Here is a 17,993-nt window from a genome sequence, read left to right as displayed (position 1 = left end):
ATCACAGACGGTCCAGCGCCCCCTCGGCCGAGGCGGCAGACAGGGCCTCGGCGTGGTCGTGGGACAGCGGCACAAGCTGCACGAAACGACCGGTCAAGGTGAGGTTGGCGGACCCCGGCAAGCTCATTCGACCGTCACCGATTTGGCGAGGTTGCGCGGCTGGTCCACGTCCGTGCCCTTATGCAGCGCCGTGTGGTAGGCGATCAGTTGTGCCGGAACCGCGTAAAGCATCGGGGCAAAGATCGGGTCGATCCGCGGCATGACCAGCGTCTGCCAGACTCCATCCCCGGCGATCTCGGCGCCTTCGGCATCGGTGATCAGCCAGACGCGTCCCTCGCGCGCCAGCACTTCCTGCATGTTCGACACGGTCTTGTCGAACAGGGCATCGCGCGGGGCCATGACGATCACCGGCACCGTCTTGTCGACCAGCGCGATGGGGCCGTGCTTTAGCTCGCCGCTGGCATAGCCCTCGGCATGGATATAGCTGATTTCCTTGAGTTTCAGCGCGCCCTCCAGCGCCAGCGGGAACATCGCCCCGCGCCCGAAGAACAGGACCGAGCGCGCCTCGGCCAGCTTGCCGGTGCGTTTGTGGATGCGTTCCTCCAGCGCGAGGGCCTGGTTGATCAGCCCCGGAAGGCCGCGCAGCGTTTCCAGCAACTCCGCCTCGCGGGCCGCGTCGATGCGACCCCGCTGGCGGGCGGCGAGGATGGCGAGGTTCGCCAGAACGCCCAACTGGTTCATGAAGGCCTTGGTCGAGGCGACGCCCACCTCGATCCCGGCGAGGATCGGCAGGGCAAGGTCGCTTTCGCGCGCGATCGAGCTTTCGGGCACGTTCACCACCGAAACGATCCGCGCGGCCTTGCCCTGGGCGTAGCGCAGGGCGGCCAGCGTGTCGGCGGTCTCCCCGGACTGGCTGACGAAAAGCGCGGTGGCCCGGTCCGACACGGGAGGCTCGCGATAGCGGAACTCGCTGGCGATATCGACATCGCAGGGCAGGCCGGCCAGTTGCTCGAACCAGTATTTCGCGACCGAGCAGGCGTAATGCGCCGTGCCGCAGGCCACGAGGATCAGGCGGTCGGTCTCGGCGAAATCGAGCGCGCCTTCGGGCAGGGCGACCCGCTCACCCGCAGAGTAATGGGTCAGACACTCGGCCAGCACGGTCGGTTGTTCGAAGATCTCCTTCGACATGAAATGCTTGTGCCCGGCCTTGTCGATCTGCGCGGTCTGGGCCGAGATCGTCCGCGCGTCGCGGTTCGCCAGCCTGCCCTTGGCGTCCCGGATCTCGACGCCGTCGCGGGTGACGAAAGCATAGTCGCCTTCTTCGAGATAGGTGATGAGGTTGGTCAGCGGCGACAAAGCGATGGCGTCCGAACCCACATACATCTCGCCGTCGCCATGGCCGATGCAAAGCGGGCTGCCCTTGCGCGCGGCGACGATCAGGTCCTCTTCGCCCTCGAACAGGAAGGCCAGCGCGAAGGCCCCTTCGAGATGCTTGAGCGTCTCGGTCGCCGCCTCGCGCGGGGTTTTCCCCTCATCGAGGAAAGACGCGCAGAGTTGCGCCACGGTCTCGGTATCGGTCTCGGATTCGAAGTTGCGGTCGGACAGGCGGCTGCGCAACTCGCGGAAATTCTCGATGATCCCGTTATGCACGACCGCGACGCGGCCCGTCTGGTGCGGGTGGGCGTTCTTGACGCTCGGCCCGCCATGGGTGGCCCACCGGGTGTGGCCGATGCCCGACTTGCCCGCCAGCGGGTCATGCACCAGCAGGTCCGAGAGGTTGTGCAACTTGCCCACCGCGCGGCGGCGGTCCAGCCGGCCATCCTGCACCGTGGCGATTCCCGCGCTGTCATAGCCGCGATATTCCAGCCGTTTCAGCGCCTCGACGAGGATGGGGGCGACCTCGTGCTTGCCCAGAACTCCGACGATCCCGCACATGGGGTTTCCTTTCCTGCTCTAGCCCTTGGCCTTTTCGGCCTTTATCGCGCGCAGGCGGTCCATCAGGCGCACCGCCAACCCTGCCTTGTTCACCTGTTTCGCCCGCCCCAGCGCCAATGCGCCGTCGGGGATGTCTTGCGTGATGACCGAGCCCGAGCCCGTCATCGCGTTGTCGCCCACCGTCACCGGCGCCACCAGCATCGTGTCCGACCCGATGAAGGCGTTCTTGCCCACCACCGTGCGGTGCTTGAAGACGCCGTCGTAATTGCAGGTGATCGTGCCCGCGCCGACATTCGTGCCGTCGCCGATCTCGGCATTGCCGATATAGGTCAGGTGGTTGACCTTGGTGCCTTCGCCGATCAGCGAGGCCTTCACCTCGACGAAATTGCCGATATGGGCGTTGTTGCCGATCTCGGCGCCGGGGCGCAGCCGGGCATAGGGGCCGACGATGGCGCCCGCGCTGACATGGGCGTCTTCCAGATGAGAGAAGGCCCGGATCGTCGCGCCGGACTCGACCGTCACGCCGGGCCCGAAGACCACGTAAGGCTCGATCACCGCATCGCGCCCGACCCAGGTATCCGCCGACAGGATGACCGTCTCGGGCGCGGTCATGGTCACGCCGTCTTCCAGTACCTCGGCCCGTTTCATGGTCTGGAACTGGGCCTCGGCGGCGGCCAGTTCGGCACGCGAATTGACCCCGAGCGTCTCAGCCTCGGAACACAGGACCGCCGTCGCCGACAGGTCGCGGCTCGCGGCAATCTCGGCGAGGTCGGTCAGGTAGTATTCGCCGGCGGCGTTGTCGGTATCCACCTGCCCCAGCAGATCCATCAGCAGGCGCGCATCGGCGGCCAGCAGACCCGAGTTGCACAGGTCGATCCCAAGCTGTTCGGGCGTCGCGTCCTTGGCCTCGACGATGCGCACCAGTCGCTCGCCCTCCATCATCAGCCGCCCGTAGCGCCCGGGATCGGCGGCGCGAAAGCCCAGAACGACGATGTCGTGGGCGGCGCGGGCCGCCTGCATCCGGCGCAGCGTGTCCTCGCTGACGAAGGGGGTGTCGGCGTAAAGAACGACGGCATCGCCCTCGAACCCCTCAAGCGCCGGGGCTGCCTGCAATACCGCGTGTCCGGTGCCGAGTTGCACCTCCTGCCGCACGCAGACCGCCTCTGGCGCGATCTCGTCCAGCGCGGCTTCGACCGCCTCCGCGCCGTGGCCCGTGACAACGACGATGCGCGATGGCTCCAGCGCGCGGCCCGTCGCCAGGGCATGGGCGATCATCGGCGCACCCCCGATCGGATGCAGCGGTTTCGGAAGGTCCGAGTTCATCCGCGTGCCGGCACCTGCGGCCAGGACGATCAAAGCGACAGGGCGATCGGGGTCGTGCGCCATTTCTTCGGTTTCCCTTGTTTTCTTTGCGTTCTATCCAAGGACACGAAGGGTGCCAAGCAGGGGCCCGGTCACTTTGCCCGACAGGCTGTTTCAGCGATGGGCAAAAAGACGCCGAAACCGAAAGGGCAGCCATGACGCGCACCGTGATCTTCGACCTCGATGGAACGCTGGCCGATACCAGCGGCGACCTGATCGCGGCGGCCAACATGGCCCTGTCCGAGATGGGATTTGCCCCGCAATTGAACCGGGGGCAGGACGATGCCACCGCCTTTCGCGGCGGGCGCGCCATGCTGCGCCTGGCCGCCGAGCGCATGGCGCTGGCCGAGGCCGAGGCGATGATCGAACGGGGCTACCCCCTGCTGCTCGACGCCTATGGCCGCGACATCGACCGCCATACCAGCCTTTATCCCGGCGCGATGGCGGCGGTAGGCCGCTTGCGCGCGGCGGGTGTCGCGGTGGGCATCTGCACCAACAAGCCCGAGGGGCTGGCCATCCAGTTGCTTGATCGCCTCGGCATCTCGGATCAGTTCGCCTCGCTGATCGGGGCCGACACCCTGCCCACGCGCAAACCCGACGCGGCCCCGTACCGCGCCGCCGTCGATGCGGCGGGCGGGGCGCTGGAGCGATCTTTCCTCGTGGGCGATACCGAGACCGACCGGAAAACCGCGCGGGCGGCGGGTGTGCCATGCGCGCTGGTCACCTTCGGGCCGACCGGCCGCGCCGTGGCAGAGCTTGAGCCCGAGGCGTTGGTCGATCACTTCGACGCCTTCGATACGGTCGTCGCACAGCTTCTTCCCTGACCTTGACGCGCAGCCTCTTCGGGCAAAAGGTGCCTCGCATGGACAAACCCGTTTTCACCGGCAGCTTCACCCAGCAAGAGCCGATCCCCGAGGCCGCCATCGAGGCCGCCATTGGCGTCATGCGCTCGGGGCGTCTGCATCGTTACAACCTCGCCGAGGGAGAGGTCGGCGAGGTGGCCTTGATGGAACAGGAGTTCGCGGCCCTCACCGGGGCGAAATACTGCCTTGCCGTGGCCTCGGGCGGATATGCCATGTCCTGCGCCTTGCGCGCGCTTGGCGTCGGGCCGGGCGACAAGGTGCTATCCAACGGGTTCACCCTTGCCCCGGTGCCGGGGGCCATCGCCAGCGTCGGGGCCGAGCCCGTCTTCGTCGAAACGACCGAGGCGCTGACCATCGACCTCGATGACCTCGCCGGACAGATCGGCGAAAGCGGCGCGAGGGTGCTGCTGCTCAGCCACATGCGCGGGCATATCTGCGACATGGATCGCCTGATGCAGATCTGCGACGGGGCCGGTGTCGCGGTGATCGAGGATTGCGCTCACACCATGGGCGCGGCCTGGGACGGGTTGCCCTCCGGCCGCCATGGGGTGATCGGCTGTTACTCGACCCAGACCTACAAACACATCAATTCCGGCGAGGGCGGACTATTGACCTCGGATGATGACGAGGTCATGGCCCGCGCTGTATTGTTGTCGGGAAGCTACATGCTTTATCCCCGTCACACGGCAAGGCCGCCTGTGGAAACGTTCGAAAAGGTAAAGTGGACCACGCCGAACGTGTCCGGGCGCATGGACCATTTGCGGGCCGCGATCCTGCGTGTTCAACTGGCCGACCTGCCGCGCCAGGTGGCGCGTTGGAACGCGCTCTACAAGATCGTGGAGGATGGGCTCCGCAACACCGCCGGGTTGCAGGTGATCGAACGCGCCCCGAAGGAATCCATCGTCGGGTCGTCCATCCAGTTCCTGTTGCCGGGCGCATCGCCCGAGACGATCGGGCAGGTCCTTCGCGGCTGTGCCACGCGCGGTGTCGAACTGAAGTGGTTTGGCGCGAAAGAGCCCGTCGCCTTCACCTCGCGCTACGATAGCTGGAGATACGCGAGGCCCAGGTCGCTGCCGCGCACCGATGCAATCCTGGCCGGGTTGCTGGACATGCGCCTGCCGCTGACATTCTCGACCGGGGACGCGGCCCAAATCGCCGGGATCATTCGCGACGAGGTTGGGCAAGCGCACCATCAGGCGGTGGATCGAGCGGGATAAGCACCACGCAGAAGAAACGGAAATCTCGAGATTTCCGTCCAGAAAATCTTCAGATTTTCTTACGGTTTTCTCGAGAAAACCGCCCCTTCGGTCAGACGAGGCGCGAGTTTTCCTTCGCCGCGCGGATGAAATCGGCAAACAGCGGATGCGGCTCGAACGGTTTCGATTTCAGTTCCGGGTGGAATTGCACACCGATGAACCAGGGGTGATCGGCCACTTCCACAATCTCGGGCAACCGGCCATCGGGCGACATGCCGGAGAACACCAGCCCCTTGTCTTCCAGCGCATCGCGGTACTTGATGTCCACCTCGTAGCGGTGACGGTGGCGTTCCTCGATCTGGCAGGAGCCATAGACCTGCGCCACCTTCGAGCCTTCCTTCAGCACGGCGTCATACGCGCCAAGGCGCATCGTGCCGCCCTTGTCGTCATCGGCCTTGCGCGTGACCTTGTAGTTGCCCTGCACCCATTCCTTCAGGTGGTAAACCACCGGGGTAAAACGCTTTTTCCCGGCCTCGTGGTCGAATTCCTCGGACCCGGCATCGCCCAGTTCGGCCAGGTTGCGGGCCGCCTCGATCACCGCCATCTGCATGCCCAGGCAGATCCCCAGGTAGGGGACCTTGCGGGTACGGGCGAACTCGGCCGCCTTGATCTTGCCCTCGGTGCCGCGCTCGCCAAAGCCGCCCGGCACGAGGATCGCGTCGAATTCTTCGAGGTAGGGGGCGGGATCCTCGCGCTCGAAAATCTCCGCGTCGATCCAATCGGCCGTGACCCGCACGCGATTGGCCATGCCGCCATGGGTCAGGGCCTCGGCGATGGATTTATAGGCGTCTTCCAGTTGCGTGTATTTACCGACTATGGCCACGCGTACCTCGCCCTCGGGGTTGTGGATGCGGTCGGCCACGTCTTCCCAGCGGGACAGTTCCGGCTTCGGGGCCGGGCTGATCTGGAACGCATCCAGCACCGCCTGGTCCAGCCCTTCGCGGTGATAGGCCAGCGGCGCCTCGTAGATCGACTTCAGGTCCTGCGCCGCGATCACGGCGTCCGGCCGCACGTTGCAGAACAGCGCCAGTTTCTCGCGCTCCTTCTGCGGGATCGGCCCCTCGGAGCGGCAGACGAGGATATCCGGGGCTAGCCCGATGGACCGCAACTCCTTGACCGAGTGCTGCGTCGGCTTGGTTTTCAACTCGCCCGAAGCCTTAATGTAAGGCAGCAGCGTCAGGTGCATGAACACGCATTGCCCGCGCGGCTTTTCCTGGCTGAACTGCCGGATCGCTTCGAAGAACGGCAGGCCCTCGATATCGCCGACCGTGCCGCCGATCTCGCAGAGCATGAAATCCACCTCGTCTTCGCCGATCGAGATGAAATCCTTGATCTCGTTGGTGACGTGCGGAATCACCTGGATCGTCTTGCCGAGGTAATCGCCGCGACGTTCCTTCTCGAGCACGTTCGAATAGATCCGGCCCGATGACACGCTGTCGGTCTTGCGCGCGGCAACCCCGGTGAAGCGTTCGTAGTGACCGAGGTCGAGGTCCGTCTCGGCGCCGTCGTCGGTGACGAAGACCTCGCCATGCTCGAAGGGCGACATCGTGCCCGGATCGACGTTGAGATAGGGGTCGAGCTTGCGCAGCCGCACGGTAAAGCCGCGGGCCTGCAACAGGGCGCCCAGTGCCGCCGATGCCAAACCCTTGCCAAGCGAGGATACAACACCGCCGGTGATGAAAATGAAGCGCGCCATATGTGCAGTCTCTCCCGTGTAAGGGGCGTCGAATCCAATCCGAATCCGATGCCTCAATCCCTTGGCCACGGGATTTGAGGATAACAGAATTCGGATGCGCTCTTCAAGCGCCCCCGCAAGATCATGTGAGGAATGGGGCTATGTCCCCAAGATATGCGGCGGAATTGTCCGCCGCGGCGTGTGTCAGTCGGCCCGCGGCGGCAGGGCCGGGGCATCGCCGGAGATCGGCGGCAACAGGTCATCGACCGGCGGCAGGATGTCGGCATCCTCGCCGGCACCGTCCTCGATGGCGGCGGGGCCTGCACCGATCCGGTCCAGGACCGAGTCGCTGGCCGAATTCTGCGCCGCGATGATCGTCAGCGTGATCGAGGTGGCCAGAAACGCAATTGCGAAGGCCCAGGTCAGCTTGCCCAGGGCGGTCGCGGCCTGACGGCCTGTCATGACACCGCCACCCCCGCCCATTCCAAGGCCGCCCCCTTCGGAACGCTGGAGCAGAACCACGCCGATCAGGCAGATGGCGAGGATGAGGTGGACGACGAGTATGACATTTTCCATTGGCGGGTCCTTGACGGCCGGGCTTTGGATTTGCGCCTACTTATGAGATGCGACAGGCCGCCGCAAGACCCAGGCGGCACAACTTTAAGGCGAAGAATGCCTGTTATTGCAAGCAATTTTCGATCCTCCCGTCATGTGCCGATGGATTTCCACGTCGTCGATGCCGCCACGAGGCCGATGCGCGCTCAGGCAGGCACGCGGCGAATGGGCGATTCGTCCGGGCGCCTTGCACGGTGCCCCTGAGAAATCGGTTTTCCCCGCGGGCGTGCGCGGCTATAGCTGCCGCGGTTTTCGCCTCGGGCGGATCGAACGGATAAAGGGACCAGCGGAATGGCAAACGTTGTCGTGGTCGGCGCCCAGTGGGGCGACGAGGGCAAAGGCAAGATCGTGGATTGGCTGAGCGAACGCGCCGATGTCATCGCGCGGTTCCAGGGCGGTCACAATGCCGGTCATACCCTGGTCATCGATGGCGCGGTCTACAAGCTGCATGCGCTGCCGTCCGGTGTCGTGCGCGGCGGAAAGCTGAGCGTGATCGGCAATGGCGTGGTGCTGGACCCGTGGCACCTGCTGAACGAGATCGAGACGATCCGCGCGCAGGGGGTCGAGATCACGCCCGAAACCCTGATGATCGCCGAGAATACGCCGCTGATCCTGCCGATCCACGGCGAGCTGGACCGCGCCCGCGAAGAAGCCGCCAGCAAGGGCGCCAAGATCGGCACGACCGGGCGCGGTATCGGCCCGGCCTATGAGGACAAGGTCGGACGCCGCTCGGTCCGCGTGGCAGACCTGGCAGACGATGCGACGCTGGAGGCGCGCGTGGATCGCGCCCTGACCCATCACAACGCCCTGCGCAAAGGCCTCGGCATCGACCCGATCGACCGCGAGGCGCTGATTGCGCAGCTGAAAGAGATCGCGCCGAAGATCCTCGAATATGCCGGACCCGTGTGGAAGGTGATGACCGAGAAGCGCAAGGCCGGCAAACGCATCCTCTTCGAAGGGGCGCAGGGCGCGCTGCTGGATATCGATTTCGGCACCTATCCCTTCGTGACCTCGTCTAACGTGATCGCCGGGCAGGCGGCCACGGGCGTGGGCATCGGCCCGGGCGCCATCGATTACGTGCTGGGGATCGTGAAGGCCTACACCACCCGCGTGGGCGAGGGGCCGTTCCCGACCGAGCTTGACGATGCCGACGGTCAGCGCCTTGGCGAGCGCGGGCATGAATTCGGCACCACCACGGGGCGCAAGCGGCGCTGCGGCTGGTTCGACGCCGCCCTGGTGCGCCAGACCTGCGCGACCTCGGGCGTGTCGGGCATCTCGCTGACCAAGCTCGATGTGCTGGACGGGTTCGAAACCCTGAAAATCTGCGTCGGCTACGAGTTGGACGGCGCGCGGCTGGATTACCTGCCGACCGCGGCCGACCAGCAGGCGCGCTGCACCCCCATCTACGAGGAAATGCCGGGCTGGTCCGAGTCGACCGAAGGCGCGCGCAGTTGGGCCGATCTGCCGGGCGAAGCGGTCAAATACGTCCGCCGGATCGAAGAGTTGATCGAATGCCCGGTCGCCCTACTTTCCACCTCTCCCGAGCGGGACGACACGATCCTCGTGACCGATCCCTTCGCGGATTGATCGAGCCAAGAACAAAGGGTGTGACATGGCGCTCAGCTACAAGGCCCGCAAACGCTGGTCCCTCGTGATCCTTCTGGTGGGGTTGCCGGCCTACATTGCCGCCGCCTGGTTCGTGATCAGCCTGTTCGACCGCCCGCCGATCTGGGTCGAACTGGTGGTCTATGTCGCCCTGGGCTTCGTCTGGGCCTTTCCGTTCCGCACGGTGTTCCGTGGCGTTGGCCAGGCGGACCCGGAGGCACGGCGCGAAGCGCCCAAGCCCGGCGAAGACCGGTAAGGTCGTCGCAGGCGGGTCGTTTCAACAGGACCGTCTGACGCGATCAGCCGTTGGTGCGAGAGCGCGCGGGCGCGGTCGCCATGCGATAGACGCCGGGGTCGGCTTCGACCAGAACGCCGTTGCGCATCAGGCTCCGGATGGCGTCGATTGCATCCTGCCGGGTGATGCTGTCGTCGGTCGCGAGGCGCACAAGCCGGATCAACTGGATCCGCTTGAAGTTTTCCTCGCCCAGATCGTGCGTGATGTATTCCGCCCCCATCTCGACCACTTCCTCGATCTCGACGGCATCGCTCGCTTCGAGTTGTTTCACGAAGGGCGTCACGAAATCGGGGAGATCCGGCTGCGCGCCGTCCTCTGATGCCGAAGCGGAGGCTGTCGGCTCAGCGCTCTGCTCCGCGGTGCTCAATTCCGGCCGGTCATCCCCATAGGTGCCGAGCGTGTCGTCGGACACCGTCATGGCGGCGGGGGCCTCCGCGAGGGCCTCGGGGGTCTCGGGGGCTTCGGTGGAATTCGCTTGTGCAGCGGGGCTGCCGCCACGCGACAGCGCGCGACGGGTCACGCCCGACATGGCCATCCCGGCCCGTTCCGCAAGGAAGGCGAGCGAGTTGGCCATCTTGCGCGGCGGCGGGGGTGTGTCATCATCCGCCATCGGACCGCCAATCGCGGCCTCCGACGGCGCGGACGGGCGCGGTTCAAGCTGCTCGGCCACATCCTCGACCGGAGGCAACGTATCGGCGGCGCTCGGTTCGGCTGGGGTCGGGCGAGGGGCCTCTGCCACGGTCGCGGAGGCCGTATCGGCCAGGGCGGCGTCCGTCCGGTCACGCCCTGCGGCCCCACTCGGCCGCGACGAAGCCTCGGCGCCAAGGCGGAAGGCGCGGACGTCGTTGGCACTGACGCGGCGGGGCCGGACGGGTTCGCTGGGGGCCGCGGCAACAGCCTCGTCCACGCGCTGTTCCGACACCAACACCAGCGGCGCCGGTCGCGCGGCGCGGCGGCGGCTGACATCGACCCGGACGCGGCTGGGGCGCATCACGCGGGCGAGGTCCTCGCGGTATTCTGCGGTTTCGTCCTGGGGCTCTTCGGGCACGCCGTCGATTTCGGCCAGACGCTTTTCTGCGACCCTGGCCGCGACGGCGGCCTTGAGATGTTCGATATTCGCCCGGCGCCGGGTCGTTTCGGCGTTGGACATCCGGCTATCGGTCGCGTTGAACAACCGGTCCACGTCCTGATCGCTGTCGCCCGCGCCCGGCGCTGCGGTGGGGGCGACCGGCTCTGCGTCCGGTTCCGGGCCCGCCACGGCCTCGTCGGAGGCCCCGGCGGCGTCATCTCCGTCATCGCCGGCCTTCGGCAGGCTCCCGGCGGCGGCGATCGCGGCAAGCTCGGCTTGCAGCGCGGCTTCATCCTCGGGCGGCAGTTCCGCCGTCTCGCTTTCCGCCTCATACTCCGCGTCCGCGGTCGACGGCTCCGCCGCGGCGGTCAGCGTGTTTTCCTCACCGAGCAGCGTCGCAATGGCCGAGAGCGTGTCCGCATCCGTGTCCCGATCCTCGGGCGTGGTCTCGGGTTCCGGTTCGGTGGAGGCCGCCTCAGGAGCGATCTCGATCGGGGTGTTGTCTGCATCCTCGGCATCGGCGTTTTCTTCGGCCAGCGCAGCCGCGCGGATCCGTGCAAGACGTGCCGCGACCGAGTCGCCCGCGACACCACGGGCATCCTCGAACAGCGCATCGGTTTCTTCGCGGCTCCAGGAGGCAATCGTGTCCTCGGCGCCGCTGAAAAACGCGTCATCGACGATGTCCTCGGCGGGGCTGGCCTCCGGTTCGTCCGCGGTCGCCGTGACCTCCTCGGCGTCGTCCTGTGGGGCCTCCGCGTCGCCCAGTTCCTGCGCGGCATTTGCGGCGGCCATGGCAGCGGCCATGGCGATCAGCGTATCCGCGCCCTCGGGGATCGACGCATCCGCAGGATCGGCCTGCGCATGATCTTCGTCCTCGGCCTCGGCAGCGTCTTCATCCACGTCATCGGCGGCATGCGTGTCGGCCAGATCCTCCGCCAGCGCGGCAAGGATGCTGTCGTCGCCAGCGCTCGTTTCATCCTCCGGCTCAACGTCTGCCTCGGCTTCGGAACCGGTTCCATCGTCAACGCCAGGCTCGTCCATCACCGTGTCGGCGAAGGCGGCGATGCCTTCTTCGTCGGACGCGGCGGGACGGTCTGTCTCCTCGGCCTGGGCTTCGGCGGGCGCTGGCCCGTCTGCCTCGGTCGCGACCTCTGTCTCTGTCTCAACCGTGCTGGGGTCGGCCTCGGGCTGTGTGTCGTCTGCCGTGTCGTCCTTTGCCTCCACCTCGAAATCACCCATGTCGGGGGCTTCGACGGGCGGCATGTAGGTGCCCGGCACCAGGCTGCTGGGCATCACCGTCTCGGCGCCGCGCAGCATGGTCGTCTGCGCCGCCGGTGTTTCGGCGGGCGACACGCTGTCGTCGGGGCGCAGGACGAGACTGTTTTCGGAAAAGCGCGCCTCGACCCGGCGCTGGATGGCGGCCTCGGTGATGCGATGCAGGGCTTCGGCGTCGGGCGTCGGCGGTTCGGCGCCGAAATACCGGTCCTCGGCGGCAAGGTCGCGGAAATACTCCGCAATGGCCTTCATGGCCGAAAACGGTTCGTCGAATCCTTCCAGTGTGCACGAAAAGGTGCCGTAGGAGACTGTAAGAATCTTGTTCGCGTCGCCCATATCACTATCACTCTGCTCGTCCGGCAGATGCCGGAAGTTATCACTTTGATGTTCGTTGGGACAAATTGATTCCAAATAATCTGGCCGGGAATTGGGCGCTTCGAAGGAGATTGATCGGTATGAAGGACAGAATTTGCCCTCAGAACCGCCATTGTTGACCAGATCGAGGCCCGTGACATTGCTTGGCGGCGGGGTCGTCGGGCCGGGCGATCTTGACCTTGCTTTGTCGCGCGCGCCCACGCTCATCGCCGCCGATGGCGGGGCAGGGGTGGCGTTGTCGGCAGGCTACCTGCCCGAGGCCGTGATCGGCGACATGGATTCGCTGGCCCCCGCCGACCGCGCCCGGCTGGACGGTCGGTTGTTTCCGATCGAGGAACAGGAAAGCACCGATTTCGACAAGGCGCTGCGCTCGGTCGCGGCGCCGCTGGTCATTGCCGTGGGGTTTGCCGGGGCGCGGATCGATCACGAGCTTGCGGCCTATCACACGCTAGTGACGCGCCCCGACAAAGCCTGCATCATGCTGGGCGCGGTGGATGTCGTCTTTCACATGCCGCCGCAGCTGACGCTTGCTCTGCCGGCCGGCACGCGATTCTCGCTGTTTCCGCTGGCCGAGTTGCAGGGCAGTGCGACGGGCCTGCGCTGGCCCATCGACGACCTCCTGTTCCACCCCGCACGCCGCATCGGAACCTCGAACCAGACTGTTGATCCCAACGTGACACTGCGTTTCGAGATGCCGGGGATGCTGGGAATATTGCCCCGCGCGCATCTCGATGCGGTGATCTCGGCGTTGACTGCGCGCGTTTAACACTCGCACAGCGCGCGCTCATTGGCTAAAGACATCGAAACGCTGTCAGACCCGCCAGACCACGGAGATCGCCCATGCCGGCCGAGCTGTCGCCCATCGACAAGGCAAAATACGTATCCGCCCGCCGCGCCGTGGAATTCGTCGAGGACGGGATGCGGGTGGGCCTCGGGACCGGGTCGACCGCCGCCTGGATGGTGCGTTGCCTGGGCGAGATGGTCCGCGAAGAGGGGATGATGGTCACCGGGGTCGCGACCTCGAAGCGCACGGCGGATCTCGCGCGCGAGGTGGGCCTCACCGTCAAGACGCTGGACGAGGTGCGCTGGCTCGACCTGACCATCGACGGCGCGGATGAATTCGACCCCAACCTCAACCTCATCAAGGGCGGGGGCGGCGCGCTCTTGCATGAAAAGATCGTGGCGACGGCCAGCGACCAGATGGTGGTGATCGCGGACCTCTCCAAAGAGGTGGACCGCCTCGGCACCTTCCCGCTTCCGGTCGAGGTCATCCCGTTCGGCTGGCAGACGACCAAGGCGCTGGTCGAAGAGATGCTGTCGAATGTCGAGGTCCTTGGCCGCTCGGCCAGCCTGCGCCTCAACGGGTCCGAGCCGTTCCGCACGGACGAGGGCAACTATATCCTCGATCTGCACCTGCGCCGCATCTCGAATCCCGCGCAGCTCAGCCTTGTGCTGAACCAGATCCCGGGCGTGGTCGAGAATGGGCTGTTCCTCGACATCTGCGACATCCTTGTGATCGGCAATGCCGACGGCACCGTCGAGGTGCGCGACATCAACAACGGCACCGTCGAGCATGAACGCGTCGACCTTGTCGACAGCGAGAACCTTTTCGTGGATAGCGGCGACTGATCGCCCCTCTGGCACGCGCCGCCCGACTATGGGATACCGACGCCCGACGTAGACCTGACCGAAGGGATCGGAAGCCATGGCGACATTCGACTATGACCTGTTCGTGATCGGTGGCGGATCGGGTGGGGTGCGCGCGGCGCGCGTTGCGGCGGCCGAGGGCGCCAAGGTGGCGCTGGCCGAGGAAAGCCGCATGGGCGGCACCTGTGTCATCCGTGGCTGCGTGCCGAAAAAGCTCATGGTTTTCGCTTCCGGCTACCGGGAAAGCTTTGCCGATGCCCGCGCCTATGGCTGGGATGTCGAGGATGGCGTGTTCCAGTGGGACAAGTTCCAGCCTCAACTCCACAAGGAACTGGACCGGCTGGAAGGGGTCTATCGCCACCTGCTCGACAATTCCGGCGTCGAGGTGTTCGACAGCCGCGCCGCCCTGGACGATCCGCACACCGTGCGCCTCGCCGATGGCGTCACCAAGACCGCCAAGCATATCCTGATCGCCACCGGCGGCCGGCCCGTGCGGCCCGATTTCCCCTGTGCCGACCTGGGGATCGTGTCGGACGACATTTTCGACCTGCCGGAATTGCCCAAATCCATCCTGATCGTGGGCGGCGGCTACATCGCCTGCGAATTCGCCTGCATCCTCTCGGGCATGGGCGTCGAGGTCACGCAGTTCTACCGCGGCGCGCAGATCCTGCGCGGCTTCGACGAGGAAGCGCGCGGCCTGATCGCCGAGATGATGCGCGAGCAGGGGATCGACCTGCATCTCGGCACCAACATCGTCGACATGGCCCCGGCCTCGGAGCGCCCCGACCCGGACGAGGAAAACCAGGCCGGCATGGGCGCCGACGTGCACCAGATGACCGCGCTGCAAACCGATGCGAGCGGCGGCGAGGCCTCGGCCAGGGGCGGCCCGCTCTGGGTCAAGTCCACCAACGGGCACGAGGGTGTGTTCGACCAGGTGCTCTTCGCCACCGGTCGCCGCCCAAACACGGACAACATGGGCCTTGAAGCGGCGGGCGTGAAACTTGGCCGCAACGGCGAGGTCATCGTCGACGCGTTCTCGCAAACGGCGGTGCCCTCGATTTACGCGATCGGCGATGCGACCGACCGCGTCAACCTGACGCCCGTGGCGATCCGCGAGGGCATGGCTTTCGTCGAGACGGTGTTCAAGGGCAACCCGACGCCGGTCGATCATGACCTGATCCCCTCCGCGGTCTTCACCCAGCCCGAGTTCGGCACCGTGGGTCTGACCGAGGAACAGGCGCGCGAAAATCACGAGATCGAGGTCTACTGCACCTCGTTCCGCCCGATGCAGACGGCCTTTGCGGGCAAGCCGGGGCGCGTTCTGATGAAGCTCATCGTGGATCGCGGCGACCGCAAGGTTCTGGGCTGTCATATCGTCGCGCCGAACGCGGGCGAGATGATCCAGATGGCCGGCATCGCGGTGAAGATGGGCGCCACAAAAGAGGATTTCGACCGCACGGTCGCGGTGCACCCGACAATGGCCGAGGAACTGGTGACGATGAAAACGCCCGTGCGCACGGTCTGACCAAGCTTGATTTTGCGGCGAAAACGCACAGCTTCCGATGCAATCACGGGCCCGAGGCCCATATATTAATCAAAGACACTCAATGTGTGAGGGAACGACAATCTATGGCTGGCAATAGTGGCGGCCCCTGGGGCGGCGGAGGCGGCTCAGGCGGTGGAAATCGCGGAAACAACAACGGGGGTGGGCGCGACGAAGGCCCACGCCGCCCGAGCGGCGGTGACCAGCAGATCCCCGAGATCGACGAGATTGTCCGCAGGGGGCAGGAACAGCTGCGCGTCCTGATGGGCGGTCGCGGCGGCGGCGGTCGTGGCCCCGGCGGTGGGGGCACTGGCCCTGCGCCGCGCGTGATCTGGATCGTCGGCGCCATCGCGGCGCTGTTGCTCTGGGCGTTCAATTCCTTCTACACGGTCCGCCCGGAAGAGCAGTCCGTCGAACTGTTCCTGGGGGAATTCAGCTCGGTCGGCGGCCCCGGCCTCAACTTCGCTCCCTGGCCGCTTGTGACCGCCGAGGTTCTGGCCGTGACGCGGGAAAACACCGTCACCATCGGCGCTAACCGTCCCGGCGCCTCGGATGACGGCCTGATGCTGACCACCGATGAAAACATCGTCGATATCGATTTCGAAGTGGTCTGGAACATCAACGACCCGGCGCTGTATCTCTTCAACCTGCGCGACCCCGAGGCGACGATCCGCGCCGTGTCCGAGGCCGCCATGCGCGAAGTGATCTCGCAGTCGCAACTGGCCCCGATCCTGAACCGTGATCGTGGCCTCATCGCCGACCGCGTCCAGCAGTTGATCCAGACCACGCTGGACAGCTACGACTCGGGCGTGAACATCGTGCGTCTGAACCTCGACCGCGCCGACCCGCCCGCCGAGGTGATCGACGCCTTCCGCGAGGTGCAGGCCGCCGAACAGGAACGCGACCGGCTGGAGCGTCAGGCCGACGCCTACGCCAACCGCGTTCTCGCCGGGGCCCGTGGTGAAGCCGCCCAGCTTCTCGAAGAAGCTGAAGGCTATCGCGCGCAGGTTATCAACGAAGCCCAGGGTGAGGCCGCGCGCTTCCTCTCGGTTCTGACGGAATACTCCAATGCCCCCGAGGTGACGCGCCGTCGTCTCTACCTCGAAACGATGGAGCGCGTTCTGGGCGATACCGACCTTGTCATCCTCGATGACAACGGCTCGGGCGGCGGCTCCGGCGTGGTGCCCTACCTGCCTCTGAACGAGCTGCGCCGCACGCAGCCTGACACTTCCACCGCAACGGGGAGCAGCAACTGATGAAACGTCTTGCCTATCTTGTGCCCGTTCTCGTTCTGGGCCTCGCGGTGCTGTCCAGCTCGATCTTCGTGGTCGATGAACGCCAGCGCGCGCTGGTGCTGCAATTCGGCCAGATCCGCCAGGTGATCGAAGAACCGGGCCTCAACTTCAAGCTCCCGTTCTTCCAGGAGGTGGTCTACTACGACGACCGCATCCTGTCGCTCGACACCGCCGAGATCGAGGTGACGCCCTCGGATGACCGGCGTCTCGTGATCGACGCCTTCGCGCGTTACCGGATCAATGATGTGGTGCAGTTCCGCCAGGCTGTCGGCGTCGGCGGCCTGCGGGCCGGCGAGGATCGCCTCGAAGGCATCATCAACCCCACCATCCGTGCCGTTCTGGGTTCGGACGGGGTGACTTCGAACACGATCCTGTCGCCGGAACGCGCCGCGCTGATGGACCAGATCACCGAGCAGGCCCGCGCACGGGCCGCGGTGCTGGGCTTGGAGGTGCTGGATGTGCGCCTGAAGCAGACGAACCTGCCGGCGCAGAACCTCGAAGCGACCTTCGCCCGGATGCGGGCCGAGCGTGAACGCGAAGCCACCGACGAGATCGCCCGTGGTAACGAAGCCGCGCAGCGTGTCCGCGCCCAGGCTGACCGGACCGTGGTCGAGCTGACCTCCGAAGCGCAGCGCGAGGCCGAGATCACCCGCGGTGAGGCTGACGCCGAACGCAACCGCATCTTCGCCGACGCCTTCGGCCAGGACCCCGAGTTCTTCGAGTTCTACCGCTCGATGACGGCCTATGAACGCGCCTTGCGCAACAACACCACCATGGTGATCACGCCTGACAGCGAGTTCTTCGAATATCTCGATGGGTCCGCCGGCGGCACGCCACCGGCCAACAGGTAACTTTCACCAGAGCGGGCGGCCAAGTGCCGCCCGTTTGCGTTTCACGAGACGACCGACGAGATCATGAGCGTGTTCTACATCCTGCTTCTCGGCTTTGGCACCGCGCTTGTCATCGAAGGTCTGATCTTTGCCTTCGCGCCCTCGCGATTGGACCAGATCCTGCGCATGTTCGCCGAAATCCCCGTCGAGACGCGCCGCCTGATCGGCCTTGTCGCCGTGGCCCTGGGGGCGGTTCTGGTCTCATGGGCGGTGAGTGGCGGGCTTTGATCCGCCTCCCGATATTACGGCCGCGTCACGCGCATGTGACGGACCCTGGCAACCGCGCGAGGCTC

Annotated in this window: 16 protein-coding genes; 10 read left to right on the top strand and 6 right to left on the bottom strand. The window is 66.0% G+C overall.

All coding sequences use genetic code 11. The features are described 5' to 3' along the window. Position 1 precedes the first annotated feature (1 nt). From ABD923_RS07305 to glmU, 3 genes are read right to left on the bottom strand one after another with little or no spacing between them, the layout of a single operon-like run. Positions 2-127 (bottom strand): hypothetical protein, encoded by a 126-nt coding sequence (locus ABD923_RS07305; protein WP_345229447.1) that lies wholly within the window; start codon positions 125-127, stop codon positions 2-4. Further along, positions 124-1,935 (bottom strand): glutamine--fructose-6-phosphate transaminase (isomerizing), encoded by a 1,812-nt coding sequence (gene glmS, locus ABD923_RS07300; RefSeq protein ID WP_259550021.1) that lies wholly within the window; start codon positions 1,933-1,935, stop codon positions 124-126. The genes ABD923_RS07305 and glmS overlap by 4 nt, the downstream gene beginning before the upstream one ends. 18 nt (positions 1,936-1,953) lie before the next feature. After that, positions 1,954-3,321, bottom strand: coding sequence for a bifunctional UDP-N-acetylglucosamine diphosphorylase/glucosamine-1-phosphate N-acetyltransferase GlmU (glmU, locus tag ABD923_RS07295; RefSeq protein WP_259550020.1), 1,368 nt, complete (start codon positions 3,319-3,321; stop codon positions 1,954-1,956). A 131-nt stretch (positions 3,322-3,452) separates the two neighbouring features. Here glmU and ABD923_RS07290 point away from each other — a divergent pair, with 131 nt between their 5' ends. Together ABD923_RS07290 and ABD923_RS07285 are read left to right on the top strand one after the other, a co-directional pair. Next, the gene (locus tag ABD923_RS07290) at positions 3,453-4,121 is read left to right on the top strand and encodes an HAD-IA family hydrolase (RefSeq protein ID WP_259550019.1); all 669 of its coding nucleotides are present in this window, start codon (positions 3,453-3,455) and stop codon (positions 4,119-4,121) included. A 38-nt stretch (positions 4,122-4,159) separates the two neighbouring features. Then, entirely contained in the window at positions 4,160-5,377 is a 1,218-nt protein-coding gene (locus ABD923_RS07285) for a DegT/DnrJ/EryC1/StrS family aminotransferase (protein WP_259550018.1), read from the top strand. Between the two features lie 91 nt (positions 5,378-5,468). On the opposite strand, the gene pyrG is transcribed toward ABD923_RS07285, so the two are convergent. Both pyrG and secG read right to left on the bottom strand, forming a co-directional pair. Continuing rightward, positions 5,469-7,112, bottom strand: coding sequence for a CTP synthase (gene pyrG / locus ABD923_RS07280; RefSeq protein WP_222191352.1), 1,644 nt, complete (start codon positions 7,110-7,112; stop codon positions 5,469-5,471). A 183-nt stretch (positions 7,113-7,295) separates the two neighbouring features. Beyond that, positions 7,296-7,667: a preprotein translocase subunit SecG gene (gene secG / locus ABD923_RS07275; protein WP_259550017.1), complete on the bottom strand. Its 372-nt coding sequence runs from the start codon at positions 7,665-7,667 to the stop codon at positions 7,296-7,298. Positions 7,668-7,997: 330 nt separating this feature from the next. On the opposite strand from secG, the gene ABD923_RS07270 reads away from it, so the two are divergent. Together ABD923_RS07270 and ABD923_RS07265 are read left to right on the top strand one after the other, a co-directional pair. Beyond that, the gene (locus ABD923_RS07270) at positions 7,998-9,293 is read left to right on the top strand and encodes an adenylosuccinate synthase (RefSeq protein ID WP_259550016.1); all 1,296 of its coding nucleotides are present in this window, start codon (positions 7,998-8,000) and stop codon (positions 9,291-9,293) included. 25 nt (positions 9,294-9,318) lie between these two features. Beyond that, the gene (locus ABD923_RS07265; RefSeq protein WP_259550015.1) at positions 9,319-9,567 is read left to right on the top strand and encodes a DUF2842 domain-containing protein; all 249 of its coding nucleotides are present in this window, start codon (positions 9,319-9,321) and stop codon (positions 9,565-9,567) included. A 43-nt stretch (positions 9,568-9,610) separates the two neighbouring features. Here the strand turns inward: ABD923_RS07265 and ABD923_RS07260 are convergent, their stop codons facing one another. Continuing rightward, complete coding sequence (locus ABD923_RS07260) at positions 9,611-12,286, bottom strand: hypothetical protein (protein WP_259550014.1); 2,676 nt, start codon at positions 12,284-12,286, stop codon at positions 9,611-9,613. 151 nt (positions 12,287-12,437) lie between these two features. Here ABD923_RS07260 and ABD923_RS07255 point away from each other — a divergent pair, with 151 nt between their 5' ends. The 6 genes from ABD923_RS07255 to ABD923_RS07230 all read left to right on the top strand — a co-directional run bounded on the left by ABD923_RS07255 (position 12,438) and on the right by ABD923_RS07230 (position 17,928). Then, positions 12,438-13,091 (top strand): thiamine pyrophosphokinase, encoded by a 654-nt coding sequence (locus ABD923_RS07255; protein WP_345229446.1) that lies wholly within the window; start codon positions 12,438-12,440, stop codon positions 13,089-13,091. Positions 13,092-13,165: 74 nt separating this feature from the next. After that, positions 13,166-13,954: a ribose-5-phosphate isomerase RpiA gene (rpiA, locus tag ABD923_RS07250; protein WP_259550012.1), complete on the top strand. Its 789-nt coding sequence runs from the start codon at positions 13,166-13,168 to the stop codon at positions 13,952-13,954. Between the two features lie 76 nt (positions 13,955-14,030). Continuing rightward, the gene (locus ABD923_RS07245; protein WP_259550011.1) at positions 14,031-15,497 is read left to right on the top strand and encodes an FAD-dependent oxidoreductase; all 1,467 of its coding nucleotides are present in this window, start codon (positions 14,031-14,033) and stop codon (positions 15,495-15,497) included. Between the two features lie 104 nt (positions 15,498-15,601). After that, positions 15,602-16,771 (top strand): FtsH protease activity modulator HflK, encoded by a 1,170-nt coding sequence (gene hflK / locus ABD923_RS07240; RefSeq protein ID WP_259550010.1) that lies wholly within the window; start codon positions 15,602-15,604, stop codon positions 16,769-16,771. Continuing rightward, the gene (gene hflC, locus ABD923_RS07235; RefSeq protein ID WP_259550009.1) at positions 16,771-17,661 is read left to right on the top strand and encodes a protease modulator HflC; all 891 of its coding nucleotides are present in this window, start codon (positions 16,771-16,773) and stop codon (positions 17,659-17,661) included. The genes hflK and hflC overlap by 1 nt, the downstream gene beginning before the upstream one ends. A gap of 63 nt (positions 17,662-17,724) precedes the next feature. Beyond that, entirely contained in the window at positions 17,725-17,928 is a 204-nt protein-coding gene (locus ABD923_RS07230; protein ID WP_259550008.1) for a DUF2065 domain-containing protein, read from the top strand. Positions 17,929-17,993: the final 65 nt, after the last annotated feature.

Source organism: [Roseibacterium] beibuensis (assembly GCF_039542305.1).
Taxonomy (GTDB): Bacteria; Pseudomonadota; Alphaproteobacteria; order Rhodobacterales; family Rhodobacteraceae; genus Roseibacterium; species Roseibacterium beibuensis.
This window is presented reverse-complemented; position numbering and strand designations above follow the sequence as displayed.

Bases quoted from the DNA above. Each gene is read 5' to 3' on its own strand.
- glmS (WP_259550021.1), bottom strand. From the start codon at position 1,935: ATGTGCGGGATCGTCGGAGTTCTGGGCAAGCACGAGGTCGCCCCCATC.
- secG (WP_259550017.1), bottom strand. From the start codon at position 7,667: ATGGAAAATGTCATACTCGTCGTCCACCTCATCCTCGCCATCTGCCTG.
- rpiA (WP_259550012.1), top strand. From the start codon at position 13,166: ATGCCGGCCGAGCTGTCGCCCATCGACAAGGCAAAATACGTATCCGCC.
- ABD923_RS07230 (WP_259550008.1), top strand. From the start codon at position 17,725: ATGAGCGTGTTCTACATCCTGCTTCTCGGCTTTGGCACCGCGCTTGTC.
- ABD923_RS07265 (WP_259550015.1), top strand. From the start codon at position 9,319: ATGGCGCTCAGCTACAAGGCCCGCAAACGCTGGTCCCTCGTGATCCTT.
- ABD923_RS07245 (WP_259550011.1), top strand. From the start codon at position 14,031: ATGGCGACATTCGACTATGACCTGTTCGTGATCGGTGGCGGATCGGGT.
- ABD923_RS07290 (WP_259550019.1), top strand. From the start codon at position 3,453: ATGACGCGCACCGTGATCTTCGACCTCGATGGAACGCTGGCCGATACC.
- ABD923_RS07270 (WP_259550016.1), top strand. From the start codon at position 7,998: ATGGCAAACGTTGTCGTGGTCGGCGCCCAGTGGGGCGACGAGGGCAAA.
- ABD923_RS07260 (WP_259550014.1), bottom strand. From the start codon at position 12,286: ATGGGCGACGCGAACAAGATTCTTACAGTCTCCTACGGCACCTTTTCG.
- pyrG (WP_222191352.1), bottom strand. From the start codon at position 7,112: ATGGCGCGCTTCATTTTCATCACCGGCGGTGTTGTATCCTCGCTTGGC.
- hflK (WP_259550010.1), top strand. From the start codon at position 15,602: ATGGCTGGCAATAGTGGCGGCCCCTGGGGCGGCGGAGGCGGCTCAGGC.
- glmU (WP_259550020.1), bottom strand. From the start codon at position 3,321: ATGGCGCACGACCCCGATCGCCCTGTCGCTTTGATCGTCCTGGCCGCA.
- ABD923_RS07305 (WP_345229447.1), bottom strand. From the start codon at position 127: ATGAGCTTGCCGGGGTCCGCCAACCTCACCTTGACCGGTCGTTTCGTG.
- ABD923_RS07285 (WP_259550018.1), top strand. From the start codon at position 4,160: ATGGACAAACCCGTTTTCACCGGCAGCTTCACCCAGCAAGAGCCGATC.
- hflC (WP_259550009.1), top strand. From the start codon at position 16,771: ATGAAACGTCTTGCCTATCTTGTGCCCGTTCTCGTTCTGGGCCTCGCG.